The sequence below is a fragment of the Fervidobacterium pennivorans genome (assembly GCF_001644665.1).
Lineage (GTDB): Bacteria > Thermotogota > Thermotogae > Thermotogales > Fervidobacteriaceae > Fervidobacterium > Fervidobacterium ngatamarikiense.
Map to the genome: position 1 here is coordinate 1,795,794 of NZ_CP011393.1, position 25,923 is coordinate 1,821,716.

The 25,923-nt window shown below is 39.5% G+C and carries 24 protein-coding genes; 6 read left to right on the forward strand and 18 right to left on the reverse strand.

Annotated elements, in window-relative coordinates:
* Nucleotide 1: 1 nt before the first annotated feature.
* The 5 genes from JM64_RS08315 to gcvPA form a co-directional block, all read right to left on the reverse strand.
* Nucleotides 2-730, reverse strand: coding sequence for an ATP-binding cassette domain-containing protein (locus JM64_RS08315; protein ID WP_064012225.1), 729 nt, complete (start codon nt 728-730; stop codon nt 2-4).
* A complete protein-coding gene (locus tag JM64_RS10105) occupies nt 705-860 on the reverse strand; it encodes a hypothetical protein (protein ID WP_197473438.1) in 156 nt (51 codons plus the stop codon). Before JM64_RS10105 ends, JM64_RS08315 begins: the two co-directional genes overlap by 26 nt.
* A 203-nt stretch (nt 861-1,063) precedes the next feature.
* Entirely contained in the window at nt 1,064-2,194 is a 1,131-nt protein-coding gene (gene aspC, locus JM64_RS08320) for an aspartate aminotransferase (protein WP_064012606.1), read from the reverse strand.
* A 49-nt stretch (nt 2,195-2,243) separates the two neighbouring features.
* Nucleotides 2,244-3,680 (reverse strand): aminomethyl-transferring glycine dehydrogenase subunit GcvPB, encoded by a 1,437-nt coding sequence (gene gcvPB / locus JM64_RS08325; RefSeq protein ID WP_064012226.1) that lies wholly within the window; start codon nt 3,678-3,680, stop codon nt 2,244-2,246.
* Nucleotides 3,677-5,002 carry an aminomethyl-transferring glycine dehydrogenase subunit GcvPA gene (gene gcvPA / locus JM64_RS08330; RefSeq protein WP_082868412.1) on the reverse strand — a complete coding sequence of 442 codons (1,326 nt, stop codon included), beginning with the start codon at nt 5,000-5,002 and terminating at the stop codon, nt 3,677-3,679. Before gcvPA ends, gcvPB begins: the two co-directional genes overlap by 4 nt.
* Nucleotides 5,003-5,126: 124 nt before the next feature.
* Here gcvPA and JM64_RS10110 point away from each other — a divergent pair, with 124 nt between their 5' ends.
* On the forward strand, nt 5,127-6,068 hold the full coding sequence (locus JM64_RS10110) for a DDE-type integrase/transposase/recombinase (protein WP_064011740.1): 942 nt from the start codon (nt 5,127-5,129) through the stop codon (nt 6,066-6,068).
* 33 nt (nt 6,069-6,101) lie between these two features.
* Here the strand turns inward: JM64_RS10110 and gcvT are convergent, their stop codons facing one another.
* The 6 genes from gcvT to JM64_RS08365 all read right to left on the reverse strand — a co-directional run bounded on the left by gcvT (nt 6,102) and on the right by JM64_RS08365 (nt 13,001).
* Entirely contained in the window at nt 6,102-7,394 is a 1,293-nt protein-coding gene (gene gcvT / locus JM64_RS08340; protein ID WP_156487930.1) for a glycine cleavage system aminomethyltransferase GcvT, read from the reverse strand.
* Nucleotides 7,395-7,476: 82 nt separating this feature from the next.
* On the reverse strand, nt 7,477-8,787 hold the full coding sequence (locus JM64_RS08345) for a nicotinate phosphoribosyltransferase (RefSeq protein ID WP_064012227.1): 1,311 nt from the start codon (nt 8,785-8,787) through the stop codon (nt 7,477-7,479).
* A gap of 4 nt (nt 8,788-8,791) precedes the next feature.
* A complete protein-coding gene (locus JM64_RS08350) occupies nt 8,792-10,585 on the reverse strand; it encodes a TIGR03960 family B12-binding radical SAM protein (protein WP_082868368.1) in 1,794 nt (597 codons plus the stop codon).
* Between the two features lie 18 nt (nt 10,586-10,603).
* Nucleotides 10,604-11,737, reverse strand: a complete 1,134-nt coding sequence (locus JM64_RS08355; protein WP_064012228.1) for an RNA-binding protein — start codon at nt 11,735-11,737, stop codon at nt 10,604-10,606.
* A gap of 177 nt (nt 11,738-11,914) precedes the next feature.
* Nucleotides 11,915-12,616, reverse strand: a complete 702-nt coding sequence (locus JM64_RS08360) for a rhomboid family intramembrane serine protease (RefSeq protein ID WP_064012229.1) — start codon at nt 12,614-12,616, stop codon at nt 11,915-11,917.
* Between the two features lie 22 nt (nt 12,617-12,638).
* Nucleotides 12,639-13,001 carry a YbaB/EbfC family nucleoid-associated protein gene (locus tag JM64_RS08365; protein ID WP_064012230.1) on the reverse strand — a complete coding sequence of 121 codons (363 nt, stop codon included), beginning with the start codon at nt 12,999-13,001 and terminating at the stop codon, nt 12,639-12,641.
* Between the two features lie 125 nt (nt 13,002-13,126).
* Here JM64_RS08365 and JM64_RS10115 point away from each other — a divergent pair, with 125 nt between their 5' ends.
* Nucleotides 13,127-13,327 (forward strand): IS1/IS1595 family N-terminal zinc-binding domain-containing protein, encoded by a 201-nt coding sequence (locus JM64_RS10115; protein ID WP_231882358.1) that lies wholly within the window; start codon nt 13,127-13,129, stop codon nt 13,325-13,327.
* A 105-nt stretch (nt 13,328-13,432) separates the two neighbouring features.
* Here the strand turns inward: JM64_RS10115 and JM64_RS08370 are convergent, their stop codons facing one another.
* Genes JM64_RS08370 through rpe form a run of 4 tightly spaced genes read right to left on the reverse strand, consistent with a single transcriptional unit; the run spans nt 13,433 to nt 18,790 of the window.
* Complete coding sequence (locus JM64_RS08370) at nt 13,433-14,500, reverse strand: FAD:protein FMN transferase (protein ID WP_064012231.1); 1,068 nt, start codon at nt 14,498-14,500, stop codon at nt 13,433-13,435.
* Nucleotides 14,470-15,513, reverse strand: coding sequence for an AmmeMemoRadiSam system radical SAM enzyme (gene amrS / locus JM64_RS08375; protein WP_064012232.1), 1,044 nt, complete (start codon nt 15,511-15,513; stop codon nt 14,470-14,472). Before amrS ends, JM64_RS08370 begins: the two co-directional genes overlap by 31 nt.
* An 18-nt stretch (nt 15,514-15,531) precedes the next feature.
* Complete coding sequence (locus JM64_RS08380) at nt 15,532-18,096, reverse strand: PHP domain-containing protein (protein WP_331710075.1); 2,565 nt, start codon at nt 18,094-18,096, stop codon at nt 15,532-15,534.
* Between the two features lie 40 nt (nt 18,097-18,136).
* Nucleotides 18,137-18,790: a ribulose-phosphate 3-epimerase gene (rpe, locus tag JM64_RS08385; RefSeq protein WP_064012234.1), complete on the reverse strand. Its 654-nt coding sequence runs from the start codon at nt 18,788-18,790 to the stop codon at nt 18,137-18,139.
* 177 nt (nt 18,791-18,967) lie between these two features.
* Between rpe and JM64_RS08390 the strand changes: the two genes are divergently transcribed.
* Genes JM64_RS08390 through ybeY form a run of 3 tightly spaced genes read left to right on the forward strand, consistent with a single transcriptional unit; the run spans nt 18,968 to nt 21,870 of the window.
* On the forward strand, nt 18,968-19,933 hold the full coding sequence (locus JM64_RS08390; RefSeq protein ID WP_156487931.1) for a PhoH family protein: 966 nt from the start codon (nt 18,968-18,970) through the stop codon (nt 19,931-19,933).
* Between the two features lie 48 nt (nt 19,934-19,981).
* Nucleotides 19,982-21,364, forward strand: coding sequence for an HDIG domain-containing metalloprotein (locus JM64_RS08395; RefSeq protein WP_082868369.1), 1,383 nt, complete (start codon nt 19,982-19,984; stop codon nt 21,362-21,364).
* 23 nt (nt 21,365-21,387) lie between these two features.
* The gene (gene ybeY / locus JM64_RS08400; protein WP_064012235.1) at nt 21,388-21,870 is read left to right on the forward strand and encodes an rRNA maturation RNase YbeY; all 483 of its coding nucleotides are present in this window, start codon (nt 21,388-21,390) and stop codon (nt 21,868-21,870) included.
* Nucleotides 21,871-21,877: 7 nt separating this feature from the next.
* Here the strand turns inward: ybeY and JM64_RS08405 are convergent, their stop codons facing one another.
* A complete protein-coding gene (locus JM64_RS08405) occupies nt 21,878-22,618 on the reverse strand; it encodes an MBL fold metallo-hydrolase (protein ID WP_064012236.1) in 741 nt (246 codons plus the stop codon).
* A gap of 83 nt (nt 22,619-22,701) precedes the next feature.
* Between JM64_RS08405 and JM64_RS08410 the strand changes: the two genes are divergently transcribed.
* Complete coding sequence (locus JM64_RS08410) at nt 22,702-23,685, forward strand: polysaccharide pyruvyl transferase family protein (RefSeq protein ID WP_064012237.1); 984 nt, start codon at nt 22,702-22,704, stop codon at nt 23,683-23,685.
* Nucleotides 23,686-23,759: 74 nt separating this feature from the next.
* On the opposite strand, the gene nuoF is transcribed toward JM64_RS08410, so the two are convergent.
* Both nuoF and JM64_RS08420 read right to left on the reverse strand, forming a co-directional pair.
* Nucleotides 23,760-25,373 (reverse strand): NADH-quinone oxidoreductase subunit NuoF, encoded by a 1,614-nt coding sequence (gene nuoF, locus JM64_RS08415; RefSeq protein ID WP_064012238.1) that lies wholly within the window; start codon nt 25,371-25,373, stop codon nt 23,760-23,762.
* On the reverse strand, nt 25,370-25,855 hold the full coding sequence (locus JM64_RS08420; protein ID WP_064012239.1) for a complex I 24 kDa subunit family protein: 486 nt from the start codon (nt 25,853-25,855) through the stop codon (nt 25,370-25,372). The genes nuoF and JM64_RS08420 overlap by 4 nt, the downstream gene beginning before the upstream one ends.
* Nucleotides 25,856-25,923: the final 68 nt, after the last annotated feature.

A 25,923-nucleotide genomic window follows, 5' to 3' on the forward strand; every position in this document is an offset into this window, starting at 1 on the left:
TTTATACCCCCAATACGTATTCTTTGGGATCACCATAAAACTTTACCTGTCCGCTTTTCATCACAATTAGCACATCACCTAAACCTATAAACCTTTTCAGCGTCCTTGTTGCTAATATTATAACCTTGTATTCGGAAAGTCCTTTAAGCATTCTTGTAACCGATTCTACGTGCTCGTCATCAAGATGGTCAAGCAAACAATCGAGTATAAGGACTGAAGATTGTCTAAGAGATGAAACAAAAAGAAGCAGTCCGATTTTTTCCAGCACATACAAAGAAGAAAGGGGTGTCTTTTCGAATTTATAAAGAGCCTTCAACACTCCAAAATTATCAAGCCCACTAGCATGGTCTTCTATTTTGAATTTATAACTTGAACCAAAAACAAGTCTTATGAGCTCTTTGAAATTCAGATAATCAAGTGATTCGAGAAAGTTTGTATCCAAGTAAGTAACTATCTGCCTAACTTCTTTTTCATCCATTTTAAAAATGCTATGGTCATCAAAATATACATTCCCTGTGTACTCAATGTTTGGATAAACCTCTTGGTTCAGCATAGCAAAGCTTCTGAGGAACGCAGACTTACCTGAACCCCTAGGACCATACAAAACTGCAAGTTGACCGACGTTGAGAGATACATTCACATTTTCAAACAGTACACTGTCTTGTACTTTCGCACTAAATTTTTCACAGGTTAGCTTTGTTATCTTACTTTGAATCTTTCTTTTTCTCATCCTTCTTCACCGTGTCTTTTAATCTTTCTTCCAGTTCTGACTTTGCCTTTTCATCACCCAAGTTGGCAAGTTTTATCAGTTCGTATTGAGAAAGGGTTTTTTCTTTCTTCAATCTGACGACTTTTTGCACTCTACCAGCTCCTTCTGATTAGTTCTTCTTTTCATTTGTATTATACCATAAAACCCAGGTTCTTGCACGAACTGACAGATTAATATTCTTAGGCTCAGGTTAAGAAAGGTGAACAAAAAGTAAAAAATGGGCTACGCTAACCGTAGCCCGTTTTAATCCTGTCTTGCTTTGTTACTTTACGTTCTTTGCTACTTGATGTTGTTTTATTCTTGCTGTTTAATAAATTCTCCCAATCTTCTCATACCCTCTTCTATCTTTTCCACTGATGTAGCAAAACTGATTCTCACAAACCCCGGCATCTCAAACGCGCTACCTGGAACTGTTGCAACCAATTTTTCTGAAAGTAGCTGCTTACAGAATTCTTCATCGCTACCATTGACTTTGAAGAAAAGGTAAAATGCACCTTTTGGTTCAACAAATTTTAATCCGTAATCTTTTGCAAATTTCAGTATAACCTCTCTTCGCTTTTTAAATTCCTCAATCATTGGAGCGTTATCTGTGTTACATGCCTCTATCGCCGCGTATTGTGCTGGAGTATTTATATTCGAACTAACATGACTCTGAATTTTGGAAATCCTCTTTTTTATCTCTTTGTTCTTAGTTGCCGTGTACCCCACACGCCAACCTGTCATCGCATGGGATTTACTGAACGCGTTGACGTATATAAGTAGTTCATCCTTCACAAGCCCATACATAGAAATGTGTTTTCCTTCGTAAACGAGATCATCATATACTTCATCACTAATAACAAATATGTTTCTCTCATTGGCTATCGTAGCGATAAGTTCGAGCGTTTCTTTATCATATATACCACCCGTTGGATTGTTTGGTGAATTCACAAGTATGGCTTTGGTCCTTTCCGTTATGTGCGAGATAATTTCTTCCTTTGTAGGGACAAAACCGTTTTCGAATCTTGTTCTGACAATCACAGGTTTACCTCTTGCTAGCAACACCTGCGGGACGTAACTAACCCATAATGGAGCAAACATCACGACCTCATCATTTTCTTCAAGTATAGCAGAAAAGGCGTTGAAGAGTGCCTGCTTACCACCATTGCTAACAACAATTTCATCGGGAGAATACGACACGCCTTTCTTTTCTTTCAGGTATTTCGATATCGCTTCCCGTAGTTGAGGTATACCGTTACTGTCTGTGTATTTTGTAAACCCTTTTTGTAAAGCTTCAATAGCTTTATCAACGATATTTTTCGGTGTTGGAAAATCTGGCTCTCCAACGGTAAAGTTAATTACGTCTTTCCCTTCAGATAAGAGTTTTTTTGCCAGTGCATCAATTTCCAATGTTTTTGACGGTGCTATACATTCTGTAGGATGCATTTGAATAACACCACCCAATTTGCACGTTCTGTGTGTTTTACTGTTTGACTTACTTTCTTGTATATCTGAATATTGGGAATTTCGTTGCTGAGACATCATCTAACCTTCTAACAGGCGTTGTGTATGGAGCCTTCTTAACAAGCTTTGGATTGTTGTGAGCTTCTTCGTAAATTTTTTCCAGGATTTCCACAAACCTGTCGAGAGTCATTTTGCTTTCGGTTTCGGTCGGTTCTATCATCATCGCTTCGTGAACAATAAGTGGGAAGTAAATAGTAGGAGCGTGCATTCCGTAATCAAGTATTCTCTTTGCAATATCTAAGGTCTTCACACCTGTTTTCCTTGAGAATTCTTCGTTGTCGATTACAAATTCATGCATACAGGTTCTGTCGTATGCAACTTTGTAAAGCCTTGAAAGCTTCTTTCTCAAATAATTTGCGTTAAGAACAGCCATATCACTTACGTGTTTAAGCCCTTTATTCCCCATGGTTAGGATATACGTGTACGCCTTAACCATCACTAAGAAATTACCGTAGAAGCTACGCACCATTCCTATGGATTTCGGTAAATTGTAGTCCAAATCATATCCATTTTCCGTCTTTCTTACAACAGGCACAGGTAAATAGGGGGCCAAATGTTTTTTAACACCTATCGGACCACTTCCGGGTCCACCCATACCATGTGGTGTGCTGAACGTTTTGTGGAGATTTAAATGAACAATATCAAATCCCATATCTCCGGGACGGGTTCTACCCATTATTGCATTCAGGTTCGCTCCATCGTAATAAAGTAGTGCACCAACTTCGTGTGCCATCTTGGCTATTTCAAGTATGTCTTTTTCAAAGAGGCCCAATGTGTTTGGGTTCGTAAGCATTATTACAGCAACGCTATCATCCAAGTGTGCTTTTAATTCATCAAGATTTACACATCCATCTTCGCCAGATTTTAATTCGATAACCTCGAATCCTGCCATCGCAGCGGATGCAGGGTTCGTTCCGTGTGCACTATCTGGAACGAGTACTTTTCTTCTCTTTTCAAGTTCACCCTTATCTTCGAAATAAGCCCTCGCAAGCAAGAGTCCAGTTAGTTCTCCATGTGCGCCCGCTGCCGGTTGGAGTGTCATATCATCAGTCCCTGTTATTTCACAAAGCAGTTCTTTTAAATGTCCCATGAGTTTTATTGCACCGGTAATTGTTTCCCTTGGTTGGAATGGATGGAAGTTTGCAAAAAGTGCTGCCATGTCTTCGTTAATCTTTGGATTGTACTTCATTGTGCAAGAACCGAGAGGATAGAAACCTCTATCAACGGAATAATTCTTAAGTGCAAGGTCTGTGTAATGCCTTACAACATCCACTTCGGATACTTCAGGAAGCATTGGAGGTTCTTTCCTTAGTAAGTGTTCTGGGATTTCACATTTAACTTCTTCGATATCGTAAACAGGTAATTCGTAACCTTTTCTCCCTGGAACGGATTTTTCAAAGATTGTCATTTTGACATCACCTCAACAAGTTTCATCATAGATGTCTTGGTGTTAACTTCCGTCGCACACACAAGTGCACTCGGTCCAAGTGATTTGTATACCCTATCTATTGGTATCGGACCAAGGATACCTTCCCTAACCATAGCATGCCACTTTTCCCTATAATTCTCCGGAACCTTTACCACAAATTCGTTGAAGAATTCACCTTTGAAAACCCTCTGGAACCCTTTTTCTTCGAGCATCTTGGCAAGAACGTGTGCGTTGTTATAAGACCTCCAAGCGACTTCTTTTAACCCCTGTGGGCCCATCGTGGAAAGATAAATTGCATTAATCAAGGCTATATAAGCTTGGTTAGAACAGATGTTTGATGTGGCTTTTTCTCTTCTGATATGTTGTTCTCTTGTTTGAAGTATCATTACATACCCTTTCTTCCCCTCTATATCTTTTGTTTCTCCAATGAGCCTTCCAGGCATCTTCCGTACGTGCTTTTCAAGTGTTGCGAAAAAGCCTATACCAGGTCCTCCAAGGTTTGGAGTAACACCAAGTGCTTGCCCTTCACCAACTACGATATCAGCTCCGAACTTTCCTGGTGCTTCCAGTAACGCTAAAGATACCGGTTCTGCCACGACTATAAATACAACGTTCTGAGGCACAAGTTCTCTGATAGCCTTTAAATCTTCGATAATTCCAAAGAAGTTTGGATAAGCAACTGCTACTGCTGCAACATCCTCGGAAAGCAAACTCTTCAAGTTGGTCATATCTACTTTTCCAGTCTCATCGTATTTAACTTCCAGAATTTCAATCCCCTGAGGTTTTGTGTAAGTTTTAGCAACCGTTCTGTATTCTGGATTTATCGACTGTGCAACAAGCATTTTGGTTTTTCCAGTTATCCTCGTTGCCATTAACAAGCTTTCTGCAAAGGCACTTGCACCATCGTACATGGAAGAATTTGCTACTTCCATACCAGTTAATTCACACATCATCGTCTGGTATTCAAATAACATTTGGAGGGTGCCTTGCGAGACTTCTGCCTGATAAGGAGTGTAAGCGGTAACAAAGTTAGGATTTGAAGCCAAGTGTTTAACAACCGTAGGAATGTAGTGGTAGTACACACCTGCACCTAGGAACACGTTCTCAGGGTCAAACGATACATTTTCTTTGGCAAGCCCTTCCACTATCTTCCGTACTGTAAATTCGTCCTTACCTTCGGGTATGTTGTAACCATCTATTGTCTTGGGCACATCAACGAATAAATCCTCGATACTGTTAACACCTATCTCTTGGAGCATTTGTTTGATTTCTTCCTCAGTGTGCGGTATATACCTGTGCACGTAACTCACTCCCTTCTGAGTTCTGATAATGTTAACTAAAAGTATTGAAACTTTCCAAAAACCGCATTATCCTTTAAAGAGGGGACACCCCCCAACCATCTCTTGAAAAAGGAGGTATCCCGGTATGAACAACTCAACGCTCTCTTGTCCTAAATGCGGTTCTACCAGCTTGTACAAAAACGGTCATGACAAATACGGTAACCAACAATTCCTTTGCAAACTCTGCCATCATTCTTTCAAACTTTCCCATTCTCACAAACGCAAAAACTTCTCTTTCCCTTATCCCAAATGCACTTCTTGTGGTAAATCTATGCAAATTTACAAAGTCCGTCGCTCTTTCGTTGTCTTCCGTTGTAGAACCCGTCATACCAAAGATAGAGTACCTTTTAACCTCCCCGAACCAGTCACTTTTATTCCTGAGAAATTTAAATATTTCCGTTTTCCTATCTACTTCATCTTAAAAGCTTTCGTTTTGTATATGAAACACAATATGTCTTATCGCTCTCTTGCTCATTCTCTTAATATCAAAGTATCTCATGTCACCATATACAAATGGGTTATTAAATTGTGTACTTTATTCTCTGTACTTTTTCCAACATTTACCATCGAAAATGTTTTCTCAGTTCATGCTGATGAAACTGTTCTTGTGTTCAAAGAACAAAAGTACTATGTTTGGCTATTAGTTGATCACGAAACTAACTTAATTCTTTGTTGGCATGTCTCAAAGTATCGTGATATGGGACAAGTCAAAGTGTTGCTCGAGAAGTTCTTTGGTAATTCAAAACCTAAAAACATTGAACTTATTACTGATGGACTTGGTGCATATGAAAGTGCAGTAAAGCTGTTGTTTAGAAATATCAATCACGTAGTAGTACCGCTCGGTAAAAACATGTGTGAATCTAAGTTTTCATTACTGAAAGACTTTTTCCGACTCAAGCGAGGGCTGAAGAATACGAAGAATTTAGCGAAATATATTCAAGGATTTTGTGTAGTGAAGAATCTTTGGAAAATGCACAATGGTAATCTCATTCTTTCACAACTGCATTCTTTCATCACTACAAGTTAACACTATCTGAGTTCTTGCCTGATTTCAAATTATTCACTTTCGTGACCTCACACTACCACGGTAGAATGGAGTCTTAACAACCGTTCCGTCTACGTATTTGTCTCTTATCAACACTTGAACAATATCCCCAAGTTTGATATTCGCATCTGCTAGAGCAAAGGCTATAGGCTTATTCAACGTTGGTGAGAACGTTCCGCTTGTTATGTAACCTATCTTCTGTCCATCTTTATAGACTTCCATTCCATGTCTTGGGACAAGCTTTGATTCAAATGTCAACCCTCTGAGTCTTCTTTTTAGGCCCTCTTCTTTTTGTTTTAGCAGTGCTTCCTTACCGTAGAAATCACCTTTTTCAAACTTCACTGCCCATGAAATGCCCGCCTCAAGCGGAGTTACCGTGTCATCCATATCGTTCCCGTACAATAAAAGTCCTGCTTCAAGCCTAAGAACGTCCCTAGCACCCAAACCCGCCGGTTTTATGCCAATCTCAAGTAACTTACGCCAAACAAAAGGTGTTTCGTTAGCAGGCAGGTAGAGCTCAAAACCATCTTCGCCTGTGTAGCCAGTTCGTGAGATAATACCTTTCACTCCAAATATTTCACCTTCTGCGAAGGAGTAATATCCTATATCTTCGAGATTCAGATTTGTATGTGGCTGGAGCTTTTCTTGAGCCTTTGGACCCTGGACGGCAATCAAACCTGTCTCGTCCGATATGTCCTTAAGGGTGATGTTGAATTTCTGTGCCAGGTTTGACAAGTGATTGAAATCTTTCGTTATATTTGCTGCGTTTACTACAAACATTACCTTCTCAGGTGCAATTTTGTACACAAGTAAATCATCTACGAATCCACCATTTTCATTACACATTGCTGTATAGATGACATCTCCAAATCCAATCGAACCAAAATCATTAGTTACTACATAATTTGCAAAGTTTATAGCATCTGGTCCTTCACACAAAAATTCTCCCATGTGAGACACATCAAACATTCCAACTTCTTTTCTTACCATGTTTACCTCAGCAACGATTCCCTCGTATTGCAACGGCATGTAATAGCCTGCAAATTCTACCATCTTTGCTCCTAACTTTACGTGGTCTTCATAGAGTGGTGTGTATTTCACCTTGGTTCCCTCCTTTTGAATTAGATTACAAGCTTCTTCGTAGTACTCCTCAGGCACTAATACCTCGCATTGAGCACTACTTCCAAAAATTGGATGCACGAAAACATCCGTTTTTTGGACAATTACCGGAATACCATATGCCTCTAAAAACTTCTCGACAAGTTTCGCTTCTACTTCTCCTATTGTACTTTTGATTATTTTCCACATGACTTATACCATCTCCAAAACAGATTTAATCTTCTCTTCAAAATCTATTTTATTTTGCAATTGCAAGTTTTTCAAAACACCTTTATTCTTCCCAGTAACGTTTAGGAACGATTTTTAAGTGTGAAGCGTCTTTTTTGTATCGTCCCACCTTCGCACACGGTCTTCCGTTAACTTCCACAATGTCTGCGGTTATATCTATTTTCTTCTTCAAAAGTTTCGAACCAACCCCATAGACATCCACAGGAACTCCTAATGACTCGAAGAGTTTTATTTTTTCCTCGTCGAACCCGCCCGAAACAACTATCTTCAAATCCTTTAACCCAACCCTATCGAATTCATTTCTTGCTTTCCAAACAAGCTCAGGGCACACACCAAACGATTGAGGACCAATTGGAGTAACGGATTTGTCTCTTAGATTACCCGATGTGTCAAATCTAACTCCCCAGATTTTGTTCTTGCCCGGTCCTATTATCGGTGATGGATCCGTTTCTCCAAGGATAAATGGTTTCCTCATCACGTGTTCGTAATGTTTTTTAACAACCCTGAACGTTGTCCCGATAACATCGTTGTCCCAGTCTACAAGAACTATCCTGTTCACATTTTCGGGCATGTATTTGTCAAACGCAATAGCCGCATCTTCAGTGCTACCATCGTATGCTGCAATTAATGCGTGCGGTATAGTTCCCATGGATTCAACACCCCAGTAATCCGCATTCGCATCGGTTGATACACCAAACGCACCTGCCTTCAGCGCCGCGTATCCATCCGTTGCTTGTACCCAATAATGGTCAAAACGAGCACTAAAGAAAAGTATGGGCTTACCGTTTGCTGCTTCAACAACTTTTTTGACAGCAGTTGCTGTACTCGTTGCGCGGGCTATAACTCCGAGTAAGACAGTTTCTAAGTAACCAAAGTAGACAGGGTCACCCTCAATAGTCATCAGTGGCTCACCTTCAGGAACAAATTCCCCATCGTAAACTGCTCGGACTTCTATCTCATTCCACTTATCAACCCAAAGGTCGTTCAATTTCAGTCTGATGTCCCATTTTTTTCTTGTAAGTTCAACAATCTCTTCCACATTCCCTTCAACAGACAAGCTTTGCATCGCTTTGTCCAGGCTGAGTATTTCGTTGTAAAGTTCTTTTGCTTTTTCTTCATCCTTGTAATAACCTGTACAATACCTAAGGATAGCCAACGCTTCGTCAACTCCACAAACTATCGCGTTGTCACGTGGAAAGAATTGGTAATACACTCTCGGATGTCTGTTGTCTTTTTTCAAAACCTCAACGTATCTAGTGAAGTATTTATCCGAATAATATCCCATCCTTATTCTATCTATAGGCACCTTAAAAACCTTGGGATGTAATCTTTTAAAATTTTTATTCTCACTCATCGTCTTACCTCCTTTTCAGTGTATTACTTACTTTGTAATCAATGCAGACTCTGCATAACGTGCAACGCGCACGACAATCTATGGTAGTCTCGCCTGAGAAGTATTTCTGGTACTCACTCCAAAGGAAGTTTTTATCAACTCCGCTATCAAGATGGTCCCAAGGAAAATCTTCTAATCCATAAGGTCCCGTATAGCGCGATATATCTATTTCTTGAAAAAGTTTTGACCATTTTTCGTACGAGAAATATTCACCCCATTCATCATAGTACCCAATTTTATATGCCTTTTCAATGACTGGGAAGAGTAATCTATCACCACGAGAGAGTATACCCTCAACGAAACTTTTTTTCCCGTCGTTAATGTCCAATTTTCCGAATTTTTTGTACGGATTCAATATGTCTTTCACGATGTCCATGTATTCTGGCGGTTGGAGTTTTGCAAACTGGAATGCCGTGTGTGGTTTTGGAATAAGCAGGTTTATCGATGCTGTTATGTCCATGAACCCGACTTTCTTGATAGCCTTTACAAGTTCACCTATTTCTCTTATATCTTCTTCAGTTTCATCTGGAAAACCAACCATGAAGTACAGTTTTATCCTCCTCCAACCTGCTTTTTTAGCTGCTTGAGCGGTTTTTAATATTTCTTCGTATGAGATTTGCTTGTTTATCGCATCTCTCATCCTCTGACTTCCAGCTTCCGGTGCAAAAGTTAGACCCGTTTTCCGAATTGTGGAAATTTTCTCAGCCAATTGTATATTGAAAGCATCAACACGAGTCGATGGTATCGAGAGCGATATTTTCTTATCTTTTACGTACGGAAGAAATTCGTCGACTAATTCGTTAATCTGAGAGTGGTCCAACGCAGAAAGTGATAATAGTGAAATTTCGTCATACCCTGTACTTTCTATTAGCTTTTTTGCAATCTCAACAACTGTATTGGCGCTTCTTTCCCTCACAGGTCTATACACATATCCAGCATGACAAAACCTACATCCACGAGTGCAACCCCTGCTGATTTCTACAACAACCCTATCATGAACACTCTCAACATGCGGAACTATTTTTCTCTCAAAATGTTTTGCAGTATCCAAGTCCTTCAGTATGTTCCTCTTGACTTTCGCTGGCACAAAATCGTATTTTGGTATAACCTTTCGACCAGTGTATGAATAAAAGATAGGGACGTAAATTCCTTCAATCTTTGCAAGTTCTTTTAGGCGCGATTCTCTGTCGAGCCCTTTTGTTTCTTTTACTACTCTCAAAAAATCTTTAAAATGCACTTCTCCATCACCTAAGTAGATAGCATCAAATGCTTCAGCAATTGGTTCACAGTTAAACGCTACGGGTCCGCCACCAACAACTATTGGGTCATTATCCCTTCTATCGTAGCAACGAATAGGAATACGAGAAAGCTCTAATAATTTGAGCACATTTGTGTAAGATAATTCGTATTCAAGAGAAATTCCAAGCACGTCCATTTCATAAATAGGAGTTTTGGTTTCAAGTGTAAAGAGTGGGATGTCGTAGGCTTCCATTTTTTCAATCATATCGGTCCAAGGTAGGAATGTCCGTTCTGCGTAAACAAAGTCCAGTTCGTTCGCAAGCCAATATAGTATTTCAAGTCCATAGTGTGACATTCCAACTTCGTAGACATCCGGAAAAGCTAAAGCGACACGGAGAGTATCCTTTTTAATTTCTTTAACCACAGCGTTGTATTCTCCACCAATGTATCGTGCAGGCTTAGAGACGGTGTTTAAATGTTCAGAAAGAAATCTAAGAATTTTATTATTCAAACGTACCACGATATACCTCCTGTAAGCTCAATCTATTTGATAACTAAAGGATATAGAAATCTTCGCCACACCGGACACATTTAGCTCGACCTCGGCGTAATCTGCCGACTGTTTGATAATAGTCCCTGACGTGATAGAGAGGTTTGAAATACCTTTTGCTTGTATAACGATCTTTGCGAGTCCATACCCTTTTAAATTTAAGTCTCCGGTTATATAAACCCTTCCACCGACTTTTGCCGATCTACTGAGTGTCCAAGAATGAAAAACCTGCCAGCTCTTTGAAATAAAGACACTTCCTTCTTTGTTCAAATCGGGCATTTGTGCAACTCCAATGGGAACAATATAGCCAAGGATATTACCGTAAACATACAACTCTCCAGCGGGGAGTTCTTCGCCTGTTTTCAGCTCAACAACGTAATCGGCGGGTTGCCAGTCGTAACTATAATTGTAAGCTAAATATATCCTATTGACATCCTTTCTAACTACTTTGGTGGTCTTATTTTTGATATTAATACCCTTATCCAAGCCTACCATGTTTCCCAAGATGAAAATCTTTCTACCAGCTGAAGTTGTTTCGACCGCTCCTGCTGACTGAGCTAGGGACATTTTGCTAAAAGTCGTTGCTCTGGTTTCCTCTGGAGCTGTTGACAGAATTACAAACGCCTTTTCGATAGGTGCTCTGAGCTCAAAAAACTGTTCAAGTGTGTCTTCTTTTAAACTGTAGTATATCCTGTATGAACCCGGAATTCTGAAAAGCACATCCGACTTTTCACTAAGCCTTAGAACATTTTCAGTTTTTCCTTTTTCAAGCACCCTTGCAAGTCCAAAAGCGGTATTTGTGAACATATCTCCTGTCTCAGAAATAAGATAATTTTCCAGTATCTTGTAAGTTCCAAGCGGTAATGTTGTAGGCAGTTCGTATTTTGTTTTGGTTACCTTCGATTCAACGTACCATTTCGATGCCGATGTGTGTAAAACCTGCCAGTTCTCTGGGATAACGAAACCATCTGCGACATCTTTGACCAACCAACCATATGAATTGAATAAGACAAGCACATCAGCAAATAGATTGGCTGAGAATACGACCAGCATAACTAACATAATTAACAAGGTTAACAAGAATCTCGATACTTTTCGAGAGATCAAAAATCTTTGGATCATACCAGACCACCCTTTCCTTTTAGCGTTCTTCACGCCATATACAAACTATGTGCCCGAAACCTTATTAATCATGATAATTGAACTCAATGTAGATATTTTCTTCTCCTTCAAATTTCAGCTCTAATTCCACCTTTTGGAAATGTGAAGTGGAGCCCCGTCAAATGAATTAATGAGACGTTATAGAATTAATAACACATTAGAGTATATCAACATTACAAAACTTACTCCAACGAGCATCAAAAGCAAAATTGCTATTACTTTCCAAAATCTCTCAGAACGATACGATGAATAAATAGGAAGCGTGTATCCAAGGAGCATACCTGAGAGTAACCCACCTATATGTGCCGCGTTGTTTATACCGGAACCTGGGATAAATCCAAGTGCGACATTCAATATTATCATCGGTAGCAGAGCGCTCCCCGTTATCGGTTTCAAAAAGAAAGGTGTATCTTTTCTAAAACCAGATGCAAAGAGAGCCCCGACCAATCCAAAGATAGCACCGCTTGCACCTACAGACATTGAATCATGGTAGAAAAAGTGTGTAGCTATATTACCCGCTATACCGGTTAAAATAAAATAGGAGAGGAAACGGTATGTACCGTAAATCCCCTCCGCATAGCTACCGAGTATGTAAAGAGCATACATATTGAACGCTAAGTGCAAAAAACCGCCATGCATGAACATTGCTGTTACGATTCTCCACCACTCACCTTGGTCAACTAATGGACCATATTGTGCACCGAACAAGAGATAAGCACTCTCACCAATTCCAAAAAACGTTTGAGCAATGTAAAATGCAAGCAAGATTATGGAATCTACCAGTATGATATACATGTATAGCTGCCTTCGTGAAGCTATTTTATCGAGAAATCTGAACATACTACTCCTCCGATAGATGAGATTAAGCCAGTGGATTGTATTTCGCAATTATCTCGTTTGTTTTTTCTTCTCTTATACTTTCGACTTTTTGCCATACTTCGCTCATAGCTGTTTTGAGCATATCGTTGAACATTTCCAAATCATCTAACAAATCCTTATCGTATACGATGTCCCGTATTTGCCTATCACACGTTGCCACAATTTTGAGTGCACCACCACCGACTTCGACCTCTACCTGTTCTTGTGCGAATGACTCTTCCAAGTTTTTAAGTTCTTCCTCCATCTTCATCTGTAGCCTCTGAAGTTCCGCAAAGTTTTTTGGAATTCCTGGTGTACCTCCGCCACCACCAAGGTTTCTTCCACCAAAACTTTTCAACTTTTTCATGCTGTTATCCTCCTTTTTGTGATTTGATAATGTTAACTAAAAGTATTGAAACTTTCCAAAAACCGCATTATCCTTTAAAGAGGGGACACCCCCCAACCATCTCTTGACAAAGGAGGTATCCCGATATGAACAACTCAACGCTCTCTTGTCCAAAATGCGGTTCTACCAGCTTGTACAAAAACGGTCATGACAAATACGGTAACCAACAATTCCTTTGCAAACTCTGCCATCATTCCTTCAAACTTTCCCATTCTCACAAACGCAAAAACTTCTCTTTCCATTATCCCAAATGCACTTCTTGTGGTAGGTCTAAGGCTTTTGTGTAGTGAAGAATCTTTGGAAAACGCACAATGGTAATATCAATCTCATTCTTTCACACTTACACTCTTTCATCACTACAAGTTAACACTATCTGTGATTTTTAAGCAATATTATCTGTCCGACATCTCGTATATCTTGAAGTTATCAGTTCTAAGCAACCGCTTTTTCGGTGTAACTAAAAGAACCTCTGCACCGTACTTTGGGAAAACGGTTCGCGTAAATAACCACCTATCTTCTCCAAGGACAAATGCAGCTGTTGAAAACGCATCAGCAATAACAGGGTCATTAGATATCACGGTTGCACTGATTGCTTTATTTGCAGGATAACCCGTTCTTGGGTCCAGTATATGGTGGTACCTCACGTTATCAACGATAAAGAATCTCTCGTAATCGCCACTTGTGGCTACGGAACCTTCACTCAGGTAGACTATCGTTATATTTTCTCCTGGCTGTCCACGTGGGTCTCTGACACCTATAACCCAATTTGTTTTGTTGTATTTTGGACCAAGAATCATTATCTGCCCACCCGTTTCCACAAACCCATGGCAAGATTTATCGAATTCCTTAGCTATTTGGTAAGCACGTTTCAGTGCGTATCCTTTTAATATACCGCCAAGGTCGATCCATGCACCGTTTGTTTTAATTTTCTTGTTAACATAATCAATTGCTATCTTTTGATAACCAGACTTTGAAGCTGCCTCTGCTATCTCACTGGCGCTTGGAACTGTGAATGTTCCCGTTGCCTCCCTTTCTGTAAACTTGCTGAATCCCCATAGCTGGATAAGACGTCCTAATGCAGGGTCAAACGCACCTTCCGTATCACGCGCAATCTTAAGTGCTAAATCTATCACCGATAATGTTTCGTCATCAACTTCAACCCAATCTTCTGAGTGGTTCAGCTTGTATATAATAGATGACTCGACGTATGGATCAAATTTCTTTTCTAATCGTTTCATTTCGGCAAATATCGCTTTGGAAATGGTCGAAGGATTGATCTTCGAAGAAATTCTGATGCGAACATAAGTTCCAAATATGTAATCTTCAAAGTCTGAATACTGACCTGTTTTTCCAGAAATAAAAAGCAAATAGATAGCTGCGATAATTATGAAAAAAACAATAACTGAAAACACAACAATTCTGTTGAGTATCATGATTTCTTTAGGATCTGGTTGTTGCACACCTTACACCGCCCTTCTTCATCCAGATTTATGATTCTCACATCATAGCCTCTTCTTATTATAACAAGACTTCCACACTTTGGACAATATGTACTTTCGTATCGCTCATCCCAGACATTCCCCAGGTATACGTAATTAAGATATTTTTTGGCAAGTTTGTAAGCTTCTATCAGGAATTCCACTCTCGTTGGAGGTTCATCGTATCTATATGCAGGATGGTAACGAGACAGATGGAGAGGAATATCGCTGGATATCCTTGCCAATGTCCGGAATTCTTCTTCAAGTTCATCGAAATTGTCGTTCCCTCCCGTAACTATCAGCGTAGTAACCTCCACATGAACACCCGCGTTATGAACCTTTTCTATAGCCCTCAGTACATCCTCATACCTTCCACCACAAACTTTTTGATAAAATTCGTTGTTAAAGGCTTTAAGGTCTATGTTCATTGCATCGATGAAAGGTATCAATTCCTCAAGTGGCTGGTCGTTGATGTAACCATTTGTAACCAACACGTTCTTGAGATTTTTAGCTTTTGCCAATTTGGCTGTTTCATACACAAACTCATACCATACTATTGGTTCACTGTATGTGTAAGCGATACCTATGTTCCCTTCGTGTATGTATTCTTTTGCTATATCGACTAAATCCTCAGGAGTTATCTTTTTAACGTACGACGGTCTTTGTTGGGAAATCTCCCAATTTTGACAAAACAGACATCGAAAGTTGCAACCCCAAGTGCCTACGGATATTATTGAACCCCCCGGGTAGAAATGGAAAAGAGGTTTTTTCTCTATGGGGTCAAGTGCTATCGAACTGACTTCACCGTAGTTTAGGGAATAAAGCTTACCGTTTACGTTTTTTCTAACTTTGCAAACTCCGACACTGTTTTCTTTTATCACACAATTATGTGGACACAAGCCGCATTTAACCATGTTATTTCCAAGTTGTTCGTAAAACATCGCCTCTTTGAGTTTTATGAACTCATGCACACTACCATATTCGTTGGTGCTCATTCAGACTTACCACCTCTATTAATTTTTAACAAATAACGTCTTAAAAGAATTTTTGAGAGGTCTTACATTCTGTATCACTTCACCATTTGGTAAAACGATTCTTTCATATCCATTTCCGACTGTTGTCTTGGATATCTCACTTTTCAAAGGTTCCTCATCAAGTACATAATCTATTTTTAGCTTTCCTAATTCGTATGTGTTTGGATATATTAGTGTATAATCACCGTCTGGAATATGAGCCTTAAAAACACTCTTGCCATCTGTTCCAAAACCTGCCTTTACTGCTACATGTATACCGAATGGTAGTTCCAAGGAATATGCAAGGGAGTACGGGGCTAACAGATTTTCAACCTTTGTTGGAGGAGTCAACGCTATCTTCAAAATATCGTACTCCATCTGGGTCCGTTCCCAATCATCTTCAACCTTTACCTCTTCCTTTTGTATCACCTTTCCGAAAAGTTTGCTACCGATTTTAACAACCTCTGGGTTAATACCACTTTTTAAAGAGCGTAACTTTTGGATAGCTTTTCTTCTGCTTCCAAATATATCATCGAATGTTCCTATCTTTATTAGTGCTTCTATTGTGGAAAGTGAAAATCCAGATTTCTCTACAAACTCTTCAAATGAATCGAATGTTTGATTTTGCAGGATTTCTGCCTTTTCTGGAGAAATTCCAGGGACAACATAGAGTGGCATTATATACGTCTTTTCTTCTGCCTCTCTGCCACTTTGAACAGGTGAAGACCCAATATACACCTTAGGTGGATGTATCGTGAAACCGAGCGCCTGTAAATTGTAAACAGCTGTAGGTAGAATCGTTGTGTCGTACTTTAGATAGACGTCGTAAAAGAGCTTTGGATAATTGACTTTGAAATATGCCATAAGGTATGTAATGTGCGCATATGCTACTGCGTGGGACTTGTTAAATGCGTACTCTCCTAAACTAAGTATAATTCTTGCAAGTTCTTTACCATCGTTGCCGTAAATTTCTACAAGTTTCTTCGTGAGTATTTCATATATTTCTTTGACCTTGGTTACATCCTTTTTTGCTATCGCCTTTCTTAGTTCGTCTGCCTGAACACTTGTCAACCCTGCTAAGTCCATAGCAATTTTCATTACCTGCTCTTGGTAAATTGGGAAGCCGTAAGTGTCATTTAATTGCGGGACTTTGAATTTTAGCTCTTTTTTGAATTTAAGTTCCTTTATTTCCCTGGTTACACCAGCTTTAATAGGTCCTGGTCTGTTGAGTGAAATTGCTAAAACGAGTTCTTCAAACTTTCTGGGTTTTAAGTCTCGAACAACTTGCTTGGCTATAAAACTGTCAAGCTGGAAAACGTTATCCGTAAAACCGACAGATATATACTTGTACGTCTTTTTACCTTCGTTGGTTCTCTCAAATTCGGGGAGCATTTCGTATAAATCATTCAAATCACTATTCTTAGAAATAACTGAAAAATTCCATAATTGTTTTGCTTCTTCTTTTATGTGCTTTAGGATGGTCAGCGTCTTTAAACCAAGGATATCGAACTTAACATATCCAAGCTTTTCTAAATCCTTCATATCCCACTCTACCGTTTCCGTGCCGGGAGTGAGTGGAAGGTCCATTGGGGTCGTTGAGATTATAACGCCCGCTGCATGTGTTGTTTTTTGAACGGGGATATCGCACAGGTAATCTGATAAAGCTCCATACTCATTTAATATCTTTTCTGGCATTGCTGCGAACGCACTTATGTTGAAGACATTTGCAAATTTCTCTCTTAGGATACTTATCAGTCTTTGGCGTTGCATATCTTCAACGTCTAAATCAATATCTGGATAATCTCTCCTGCCCTCGTTCAAAAACCTTTCAAATAACAACCCGAATTTCATAGGGTTTATCTTCGTAATTCCAAGTCTGTAAGCGAGTAAACTACCAACAGCACTTCCCCTTCCGGGTCCCACCTCTATGTCATTTTCCTTTGCTAAATCCACTATGCGTTTAATTGTGTAAAAATACCCCTCAAATCCAAATTTCTTGACTAATTCAATTTCGTGTCTGAGTCTGTTGTAATATTCTTTCTCATTTTCCAAAAGTTCGAGGAACACATCTTTTGAGTCATTATAATACAGCGTTTGAGTACTTTTCAAATCGTATAAAAATTCGCCTTTGACGTTCAGTTCAAAACCTTTGAAATCCGCTACCGAAGAGACTTTTTCAGGAGCTTTTCCAAAATATTCTACCAATGCCTTAAAGTAATCTTCTTGACCAGGCAGATAGTAAATCGGTGGCTGAGAGATGGACTCGAAGTTGTGCTTGAGAAGTTCCACAAGCTTTGGAGTCTTTCCATAGTTATTGTATATGCTAAACATCTTTTTCAAATCGTTTGTGTCTTTGGCAATGTAAGTCTCCGTACCAACTCTAAGTCCTACGATACCTTTCAATTTGTAAGTCTTAGCCGTTTCCAAAAATTTAACGACACCACAGAATGTAGTATCAGAAAGCACTACCTGGTCAAACCCGTTTTCCAGGCACCATTTGAACAATTCTTCAAATTTTATCACGGAACCTTCAAAAGAATAAGGTGAAGCAACGCAAATAGTTATAAATCAACCACCTCAAACAACCGGTATCACTGATATATTTTCACTGGTCAGATGCATTCAAAATTTCTTGTCTCAACTCTGGAAGCCTCGGATTTCTGAACACGCCGTATCCCATCACCAAAATATCAACGCCTGCTTTAACAAGTTCTACGGCGTTTTCATTTCCAACTCCTCCATCAACCGCAATTTTGAAGTTTAGTTCTCTTCCCTTTCTAATGTCATTAAGCCTTTTTATTTTGTCCAGCATTGTTGGAATGAACTTTTGCCCAGAAAAGCCTGGATTGACTGTCATCACCAATATACCATCCACGTATGGTAAAATTTCATCTAATGTGAACAACGGCGTTGCCGGATTGATAGCAACGAACGCTTCCACACCCAAAGACTTCATATACTCGACCGTTCTGTGGAGATGATAACATACCTCTTGATGGACAGTGATTCTTGTAGCTCCTCTTTCAACGAAACCTTTGATAAGTTCTGTTGGATTAGTAACCATAAGGTGTGCATCAATTGGCAAATTGGTGAATGTTCTAAGAGCCTCTATCATCGGAAATCCAAAAGTTAAATTCGGAACAAAGTGCCCATCCATAACGTCAAGATGTATTTCGTCTATCATCTCCTCCACTCTTTTAACCTCTTCACTTAGGTATGCCAAGTTGGCTGCAAGTATAGATGCGCTTACAATAGCCATAGTTTATCCTCCTTTTCAAACAATTATTACCCTCATTATGGTTATTAAATCTAAATTGAACCTTCACGATACACATCGGAAAAATAAAACGTCATATTTTAACAGAAATCTTTCATCTTTTCTGATATAATTATACACGTGGAAACTAAAAATACAAACAATTTGCGAGGTGAAGGTGTGTCGGTAAGGAGAATTGTTGTGCCTGATGATGTGGCTATGATAGAAGTGCTTGGACAATACGATAACAAGGCGCGGTATCTGAGAAGGAGATACAATGTGGAAATCTCTGTTGTAGACAACGAAATCAGGGTAAAAGGAGAGGATGAAAGGTCCCTCGATATTGTCGAAAAAGTTTTAAGGGAAGTTATCAATATAACACGCGATGGACACTTGCTTGACTGGACAGAATTTGAATACATAGTTGAAGAAAACGAGAAGATAGAAAACCCAAGGGAAGTATACAAAAAATCTGTCGGAAAGGTAAAAGCCAAGACAGAAGGTCAGAAAAGATATTTAGAAGCCATAGAGAAAAACGATATAGTCTTTGCGATAGGTCCCGCGGGAACAGGTAAGACGTATCTTGCATCGGCTGTGGCTGTAGATTATCTAAAATCAGGAAAAGTGCAAAGAATTGTCCTCACAAGGCCCGCGGTTGAAGCTGGAGAAAAACTTGGATTTCTGCCAGGTGACTTGACAGAGAAGGTAGATCCTTATCTCAGACCTTTGTACGATGCACTTATAGATATGCTTGGAATCGAAAAATTTATCTCTCTCAGGGAGAAAAACGTAATAGAAATAGCGCCTCTGGCGTATATGCGTGGGCGAACCCTGAATAACGCTTTTATCATACTGGATGAAGCACAAAATACAACATACGAGCAAATGAAAATGTTCCTGACACGTATGGGGTTTGGTTCAAAAGTTATAGTTACCGGCGATATTACGCAAATAGATATCGAAGAAAGGTCGGGACTTGTAGTAGCGCAAGAGATACTCAAAGATATAGAAGGAATCGCGTTTGTTTACTTAACCGATGCCGACGTAGTAAGACATCCTCTTGTTAAGAAAATCATAAGAGCATACGATAACTTTGAAAGAATGGAAAAACAAGAAAAAAAGGAAAAGCAGAAAACAAGCAGGTAAATATCAGAGCATCAAAAATAGTGTTCACGCGAGGAGAGAACGAGAAGAATGGAACAACGAGCTCATAAGTCAGAAGTAATGTTAAGTGAATCTTTCATGTACGATGGAGTTATTATAGCACTTATCATAAGCGTTGCAAATAACCTCTACGACCTCGGAGTCCTTGACCTTGCAAATGAGTTTATTTTGATACTCATAATATGGTATGGCATTATTGAACATTTCATCCGGAACTCTAATGTCATCAACTTTGATATCAGGTATAGATTACTTTTCTACACAACCCTGCTTGGTGGAGCAGCCTTAAATACTATAGTTTATAAAACATACGGTATTAGCTACATACCAATTATAATTGCTCCAATGATTATTACACTCCTTGTTGACTACGAGTTCGGTGCTAGCGCTGGGTTGATTCTCTCACTTTCAACCGCTTTTCATCACCACGATTTCTTCATGTTCCTACACCTTTTCCCTCAAGTGGTTATCTCTACATACTTGCTAAAGAACACAAAGAATAGAATACAGGTCGCAAAAGCTGGTTTAGTATCGGGTATCGTTAGCTTGTTAATGATTCTTTTACAAGAACCAGTTCGACATTTTTACTTCTCTCTGAAAGACTACATAGTGATATTCTTGAACCCCATATTCTCATCTATTGCCGTTGTTGGCATTCTGCCGTATATCGAAATAACGACACGCATTTACTCCAACATTGGGCTTGCTGAAATTGCGACGATTAACCATCCTTTGCTTAAAACTCTTTCACTCCATGCGCCTGGCACCTATCAACACAGCTTACGAGTTGCTGAACTAGCCGAACATGCTGCAGAAAGCATAGGTGCTAATTCAGTACTTGTCAGAGCCTGCGCGCTTTACCATGACATTGGTAAGGTAAGAAACCCTGAGTTTTTTGTAGAGAACTTAAAGTCACCTGAGGAAAACCCGCACAATACATTACCTCCTGACGTTAGCAAGAGTATCATTATGAAGCACGTTACCGATGGTATCGAAATTGCTCGGAAAAACAGATTACCTATCCAAATAGAACTAGCAATTCCTCAACACCATGGAACAAGAGTACAGAAGTATTTCTATATAAAGGCTTTGACAGAAAACCAAAATACCCCTATAGAAGAATATCGATATCCAGGACCAAAACCAAAAAGTAAAGAAATGGGTATTCTGATGCTGGCTGATATTGTTGAGGCAACATCAAAGAGTCTTAAAAACACTTCAGTCGAAGAAATAAAAAAGGTCATAGAGAAGACTATAATAGAGCTCTTTGAAGAGAATCAGCTCGACGAAACCGGTTTAACACTGGGTGAATTAAGAACCATAATGGATAGTTTCTTGGGTGTCTTTCAAAGTCTTTCAGCGCATAGGATAGAATACCCAACGATAAATAAGGAGATAGAAACTATAGGATAAAAATAGAACAACGAAAAAACAGGATGGTGATATTCTTGGAAGAGTTACTTAGGTTTTTCGAAGTACCTGAAGAAGTGGAGAAAATACTAAGTCCCTACAAAAAGAAACTTTCCGAAATCATTGAAAAAGAAATTGGAAGAGTTCTTATACACTTTATTTTCGTTGATACTGAAACAATCTCAGAGATGAATATGGATTACCGAGGCAAAGAAGGACCAACCGACGTACTAACATTTGTTTATGGGAACTCTCACGAAAAAGTTGAAAATCCAGGAGAGAAAGAATTTGAAACCACAACCGAACCGTATGCTGAAGGATATATATGCTTAGATATTGTTAAGAAAAATGCTGAGGAATACGGTAACACTTTCGAACAAGAACTCTTAACAGTGATCGTGCACTCGATTTTGCACATGGCTGGTTACGACCATGAATACGATACAACAAATGCTGAGGAAATGTTCCAAAAGCAAGAAATGTACCTTAAGAACTTATTTGCTGAATAACCGTTAACTATTCAGCCATAAGGTTTTTGATACCCCATTCGAGCATCTCTGCGTGTTTTCGTTCGACGAAATTCGGGTCAGATTCGAGCTCATATGGGCTGAGTTCACCGTTTATAAGCCTTCTTATTTTATCGATGTAATCTCTCATTTTTTTCACACTATCATGGGAACCGTAATCACCATGACCTGGAATTACGTATTTCGCTTGTGGCATGCTATCTAAGGTCTTCAACCATACGTTCAAGTTGCTGTCACTAACTATCTCTGGGTGTATATCATTAATCACACTATCACCGGTGATTAAGACTGATTCGCTAGGAATATATACATATGATGAGTCTGGGGTATGTCCTGGTCCGTGGATAAAGAGTATCTTTAAGCCATCTTCATATTCAAACAGGTCCTGAAAGAGTACATCGGGCAGTTTGGGTTCAGTGTACTCAATACCCAGACTCTCAAAATACGAAGCATCAAATTGCTCCATTTTTCTTCTTGTAAGTTCGTGTGCTAAAATAGGAACGTCGAAAGCGACATTTCCAAACGTATGGTCTGGATGGTAATGTGTATTAAAAACAAGGCTTATATTTTTCATCGTAAAGTCACGAACAAACTTTGCTATGCTCTTTGCCTTTTCTGGGAAAAGTGACGTATCAATCAAGACAACACCTTTTTTCCCTATGATTATTACGTTATTCGCAGCTTCTTCGTGCTCGATTAAATACACATTTTCAGTAACTTTTTTTACCACATCCAACACCTCGAACCAAGTTAAATTTGTGTTTTCAGATATTATCTTTCGAATCATATTTCTGCAAAGGAGCTGGTATTTCCTTGAAAGTACTGCTATCAGGTTACTATGGATATGGTAATTTAGGCGACGAACTAATGAGAATGGGAATGGAAGATTTTCTAAAAAGATACAAAATAGATTATACTATTGCACTTCCAAAAAGAGTTAGCAAAGACTCTGTTTCACGTTTTAACTTGCTTGAAATCATAGGGGCTATATTTGACGCTGATGCACTCATATACGGCGGCGGTGGGCTACTTCAAGATGTAACAAGCACAAGAAGTTTTTTATACTACGTTACAACAATCTACATTAGCCTGTTAATGGGAAAGCCGGTTATACTGTTTGGTAACAGTTTTGGACCCGTAAAAAAGCCCCTCAACCGCTTCCTGCTCAGAAAGACCATAAAAAATGGTAAAGTATATCCTTTTCCGAGGGATTTGGTTTCTTACAGATACGCCAAAAGACTAAACAAACATACCGAACTCTCGTGCGACCCATCGGTTAGATACCTGGCAACTATTCAAACACTTCCTGAAAAAACATTTGAAGCGGTACTTGTGCCAAGAAAAGTAGAAAACATTGGAAAGTATGATTGCCTGAAAAGGCACTTTGAAAAGGTTATCGTCTGTCCGGTTCAGTACAGCGATGTTGAAACAGCCAAGAAAATAGCGCAAAGACTTGACGCAGAGGTTATTGATAACCCGAACGACATACAAAACGTTCTTTCAATAATTTTATCGTCCAAGTTTATCATATCTGAAAGGTTCCATCCCACACTTATTGCTGCTTACTTTGGCATTCCATTCATCTCATTGGAGAATTCAAAAGCAGAGAGGTTTTTCAAAAAATATACAGACAGAAGAGAGTTCTTTGCTAAAGATATGTTGGAGTTCCCGCAGAGGTATGAAAAAATTGTCTCAGCTCCTTTATATCTGAAAACGCAAATGGATAAAGAATGCGAAGAATCGTTTAAAAAGTTGTATAAAATACTTATAAGAATCAAAACCTTAAACATAACATAGAAAAAAATCAAAGCCCCTTTGCAGGGGCTTTGATTTTTCCATTGCGATAAAAAGTAACGAAACCTAACAGAAAATTATTTAACAGTTGCTTTCTTGGGCTTCACTTCTTTACAAAGTCCGACTGCACACGTTTTATCTTTTACATGTGCAATGAATTCATCTCTGAAGTTGTTTATCAACGAAAGCAACGGCACATTAATGCTCTGCCCTAATCCACAGAACGAGGCATCCGCCGTAACATAAGCTATCTGCTCAAGGTATTTCAAATCCTCTTCAGTTGCCTGGAATCTCGTCATTCTTTCAAGAATATCGCATGCAACTTTTGTTCCTTCCCTACACGGAGTACATTTACCACAAGATTCGTGTCTGAAGAATTCCATGACGTTCAAAGCGATATCCACAGCACAATGTGTATCATCAATTGCAAGTATAACACCTGAGCCAAGGCTGACACCATAGTTTTTCATTGAATCATAATCGAGTGGTGTATCAAGTTTATCTGGTCGGATGAATGTTCCAGCTAGCCCTCCCGTTTGGACCATCTTCAATTCTCTTCCGCCTTTTATTCCTCCACCAAATCCATAGAGCACTTCTCTAACGGTAACACCCATGGGTAATTCCACCATTCCACGCCTGTTAACATCCCCAGCAAGGCAGAAAACCTTTGTACCTGGCGAGTTAGGAGTTCCTATGCTTCTGAACCATTCCGCACCGTTCAGTATTATCTGTGGAACATTCGCCAATGTCTCCACATTATTTATCACCGTAGGTTTGCCGAATAGACCTACCTGAGGTGGATAAGGAGGTTTCAACCTCGGCCTACCTGCTTTACCTTCTATCGACTCGAGTAACGCAGTCTCTTCTCCACATACGTACGCACCAGCACCAAGTCTGACAGTCAAGTCGAAATTAAAACCACTGCCAAGGATGTTTTCACCAAGGAAACCGTATTCGTATGCGTCTTTAATCGCTTTTCTCAAGTTCTCCACGGAATTATAATACTCACCGCGTATGTATATGTATCCTTTCGTTGCTCCAACAGCATATCCTGCTATAATCATTGCCTCGATTACTGTGTGTGGATCACCTTCCATTATCAACCTGTCTTTGAATGTTCCTGGTTCACCTTCGTCAGCGTTGCAGACTATGTATTTCTGGTCTGATTGAGCTTTTGCTGTGAACTCCCATTTCAATCCGGTCGGGAAGCCTGCACCACCACGGCCACGTAACCCACTTGCTTTTATTTCGTTTATGATTTCTTCGGGTTTCATTTGGAGCGCTTTGGAAAGCGCAAAGTAACCGTCTCTTGCAATGTACTCTTCTATGTTCTTGGGATCGATGACACCTATATTCCTTGTGACAATTCTATATTCTTTGACTTGGAATTTTTCACCGGGCTTTAGCTTAGATTTATCAACTGTCAAATCCCAAACCTGCCTACCTTTGAGTAAATGTTCTTCCACTATCTTTTTTACATGCTCTTTTGACTTGACGACGTAATAAACATCATCCGGTAGAACATGCATAACAACACCATCGTATGCCCCTATTGCCACTGTTTCTAAAACACTCACAAGGGAATCGAGATTATAATCTTTTATCAATGTTCTCAAATAGTTTGCAAATTCTCTCGCTCCTAAAAGAATACTGTTACTATCTACAGAAACCAGAACGGTAATTGGTGTCATTTCTCATCACCGCCCTTGAGGCTCTCGATAATCTCTTCAACTTTTTCTACTGTTAAATCGCCATAGTATTGGTCATTAATCATTATCACTGGAGACACCCCACACAATCCAAGACAACCGGTTTCTTCCAGTGTGAAGAGCCCATCTTTTGTAGTTTCACCGAAGTTCACACCGAGTTTCTTTTTCAAATACTCAACAATTTCCCGTCCTCCAGGTACATGGCAGGGCAAACTGGTGCAAACACGGATGATATACTTTCCTCTGGGTTTTGTGGAGAACATCGTGTAGAAGGTCAGCACTTCGTAGACCTTTGAAGGTGGGACGTTGAGTTCTTCAGCTATCATTTCGCCTACTTCAGGTGGTATGTAATGACTTTGGTAGTAATCTTGGACCTTATGAAGCAAGTAAATTAGTATATCTTGCTCTTCAAGTTGCTCACTTTTCAACTCATCGATGATATTTCTTAAAGTCGCGCGATCCACACACCTTCCCTCCCCGAAAGAAAATTAGAAAGCTTGCAAAAATCAAAAGGACCAGTAAACAAAGGTGA

Coding starts and splice junctions, on each gene's coding strand:
- aspC (WP_064012606.1), bottom strand. CDS start 2,194: ATGCATCCTACAGAATGTATAGCACCGTCAAAAACATTGGAAATTGAT.
- gcvPB (WP_064012226.1), bottom strand. CDS start 3,680: ATGACAATCTTTGAAAAATCCGTTCCAGGGAGAAAAGGTTACGAATTA.
- amrS (WP_064012232.1), bottom strand. CDS start 15,513: ATGAGCACCAACGAATATGGTAGTGTGCATGAGTTCATAAAACTCAAA.
- JM64_RS10115 (WP_231882358.1), top strand. CDS start 13,127: ATGAACAACTCAACGCTCTCTTGTCCAAAATGCGGTTCTACCAGCTTG.
- ybeY (WP_064012235.1), top strand. CDS start 21,388: ATGGTGATATTCTTGGAAGAGTTACTTAGGTTTTTCGAAGTACCTGAA.
- JM64_RS08360 (WP_064012229.1), bottom strand. CDS start 12,616: ATGTTCAGATTTCTCGATAAAATAGCTTCACGAAGGCAGCTATACATG.
- JM64_RS08395 (WP_082868369.1), top strand. CDS start 19,982: ATGGAACAACGAGCTCATAAGTCAGAAGTAATGTTAAGTGAATCTTTC.
- JM64_RS08355 (WP_064012228.1), bottom strand. CDS start 11,737: ATGATCCAAAGATTTTTGATCTCTCGAAAAGTATCGAGATTCTTGTTA.
- JM64_RS08365 (WP_064012230.1), bottom strand. CDS start 13,001: ATGAAAAAGTTGAAAAGTTTTGGTGGAAGAAACCTTGGTGGTGGCGGA.
- nuoF (WP_064012238.1), bottom strand. CDS start 25,373: ATGACACCAATTACCGTTCTGGTTTCTGTAGATAGTAACAGTATTCTT.
- rpe (WP_064012234.1), bottom strand. CDS start 18,790: ATGGCTATTGTAAGCGCATCTATACTTGCAGCCAACTTGGCATACCTA.
- JM64_RS10110 (WP_064011740.1), top strand. CDS start 5,127: ATGAACAACTCAACGCTCTCTTGTCCTAAATGCGGTTCTACCAGCTTG.
- JM64_RS08345 (WP_064012227.1), bottom strand. CDS start 8,787: ATGAGTGAGAATAAAAATTTTAAAAGATTACATCCCAAGGTTTTTAAG.
- gcvT (WP_156487930.1), bottom strand. CDS start 7,394: ATGTGGAAAATAATCAAAAGTACAATAGGAGAAGTAGAAGCGAAACTT.
- JM64_RS08315 (WP_064012225.1), bottom strand. CDS start 730: ATGAGAAAAAGAAAGATTCAAAGTAAGATAACAAAGCTAACCTGTGAA.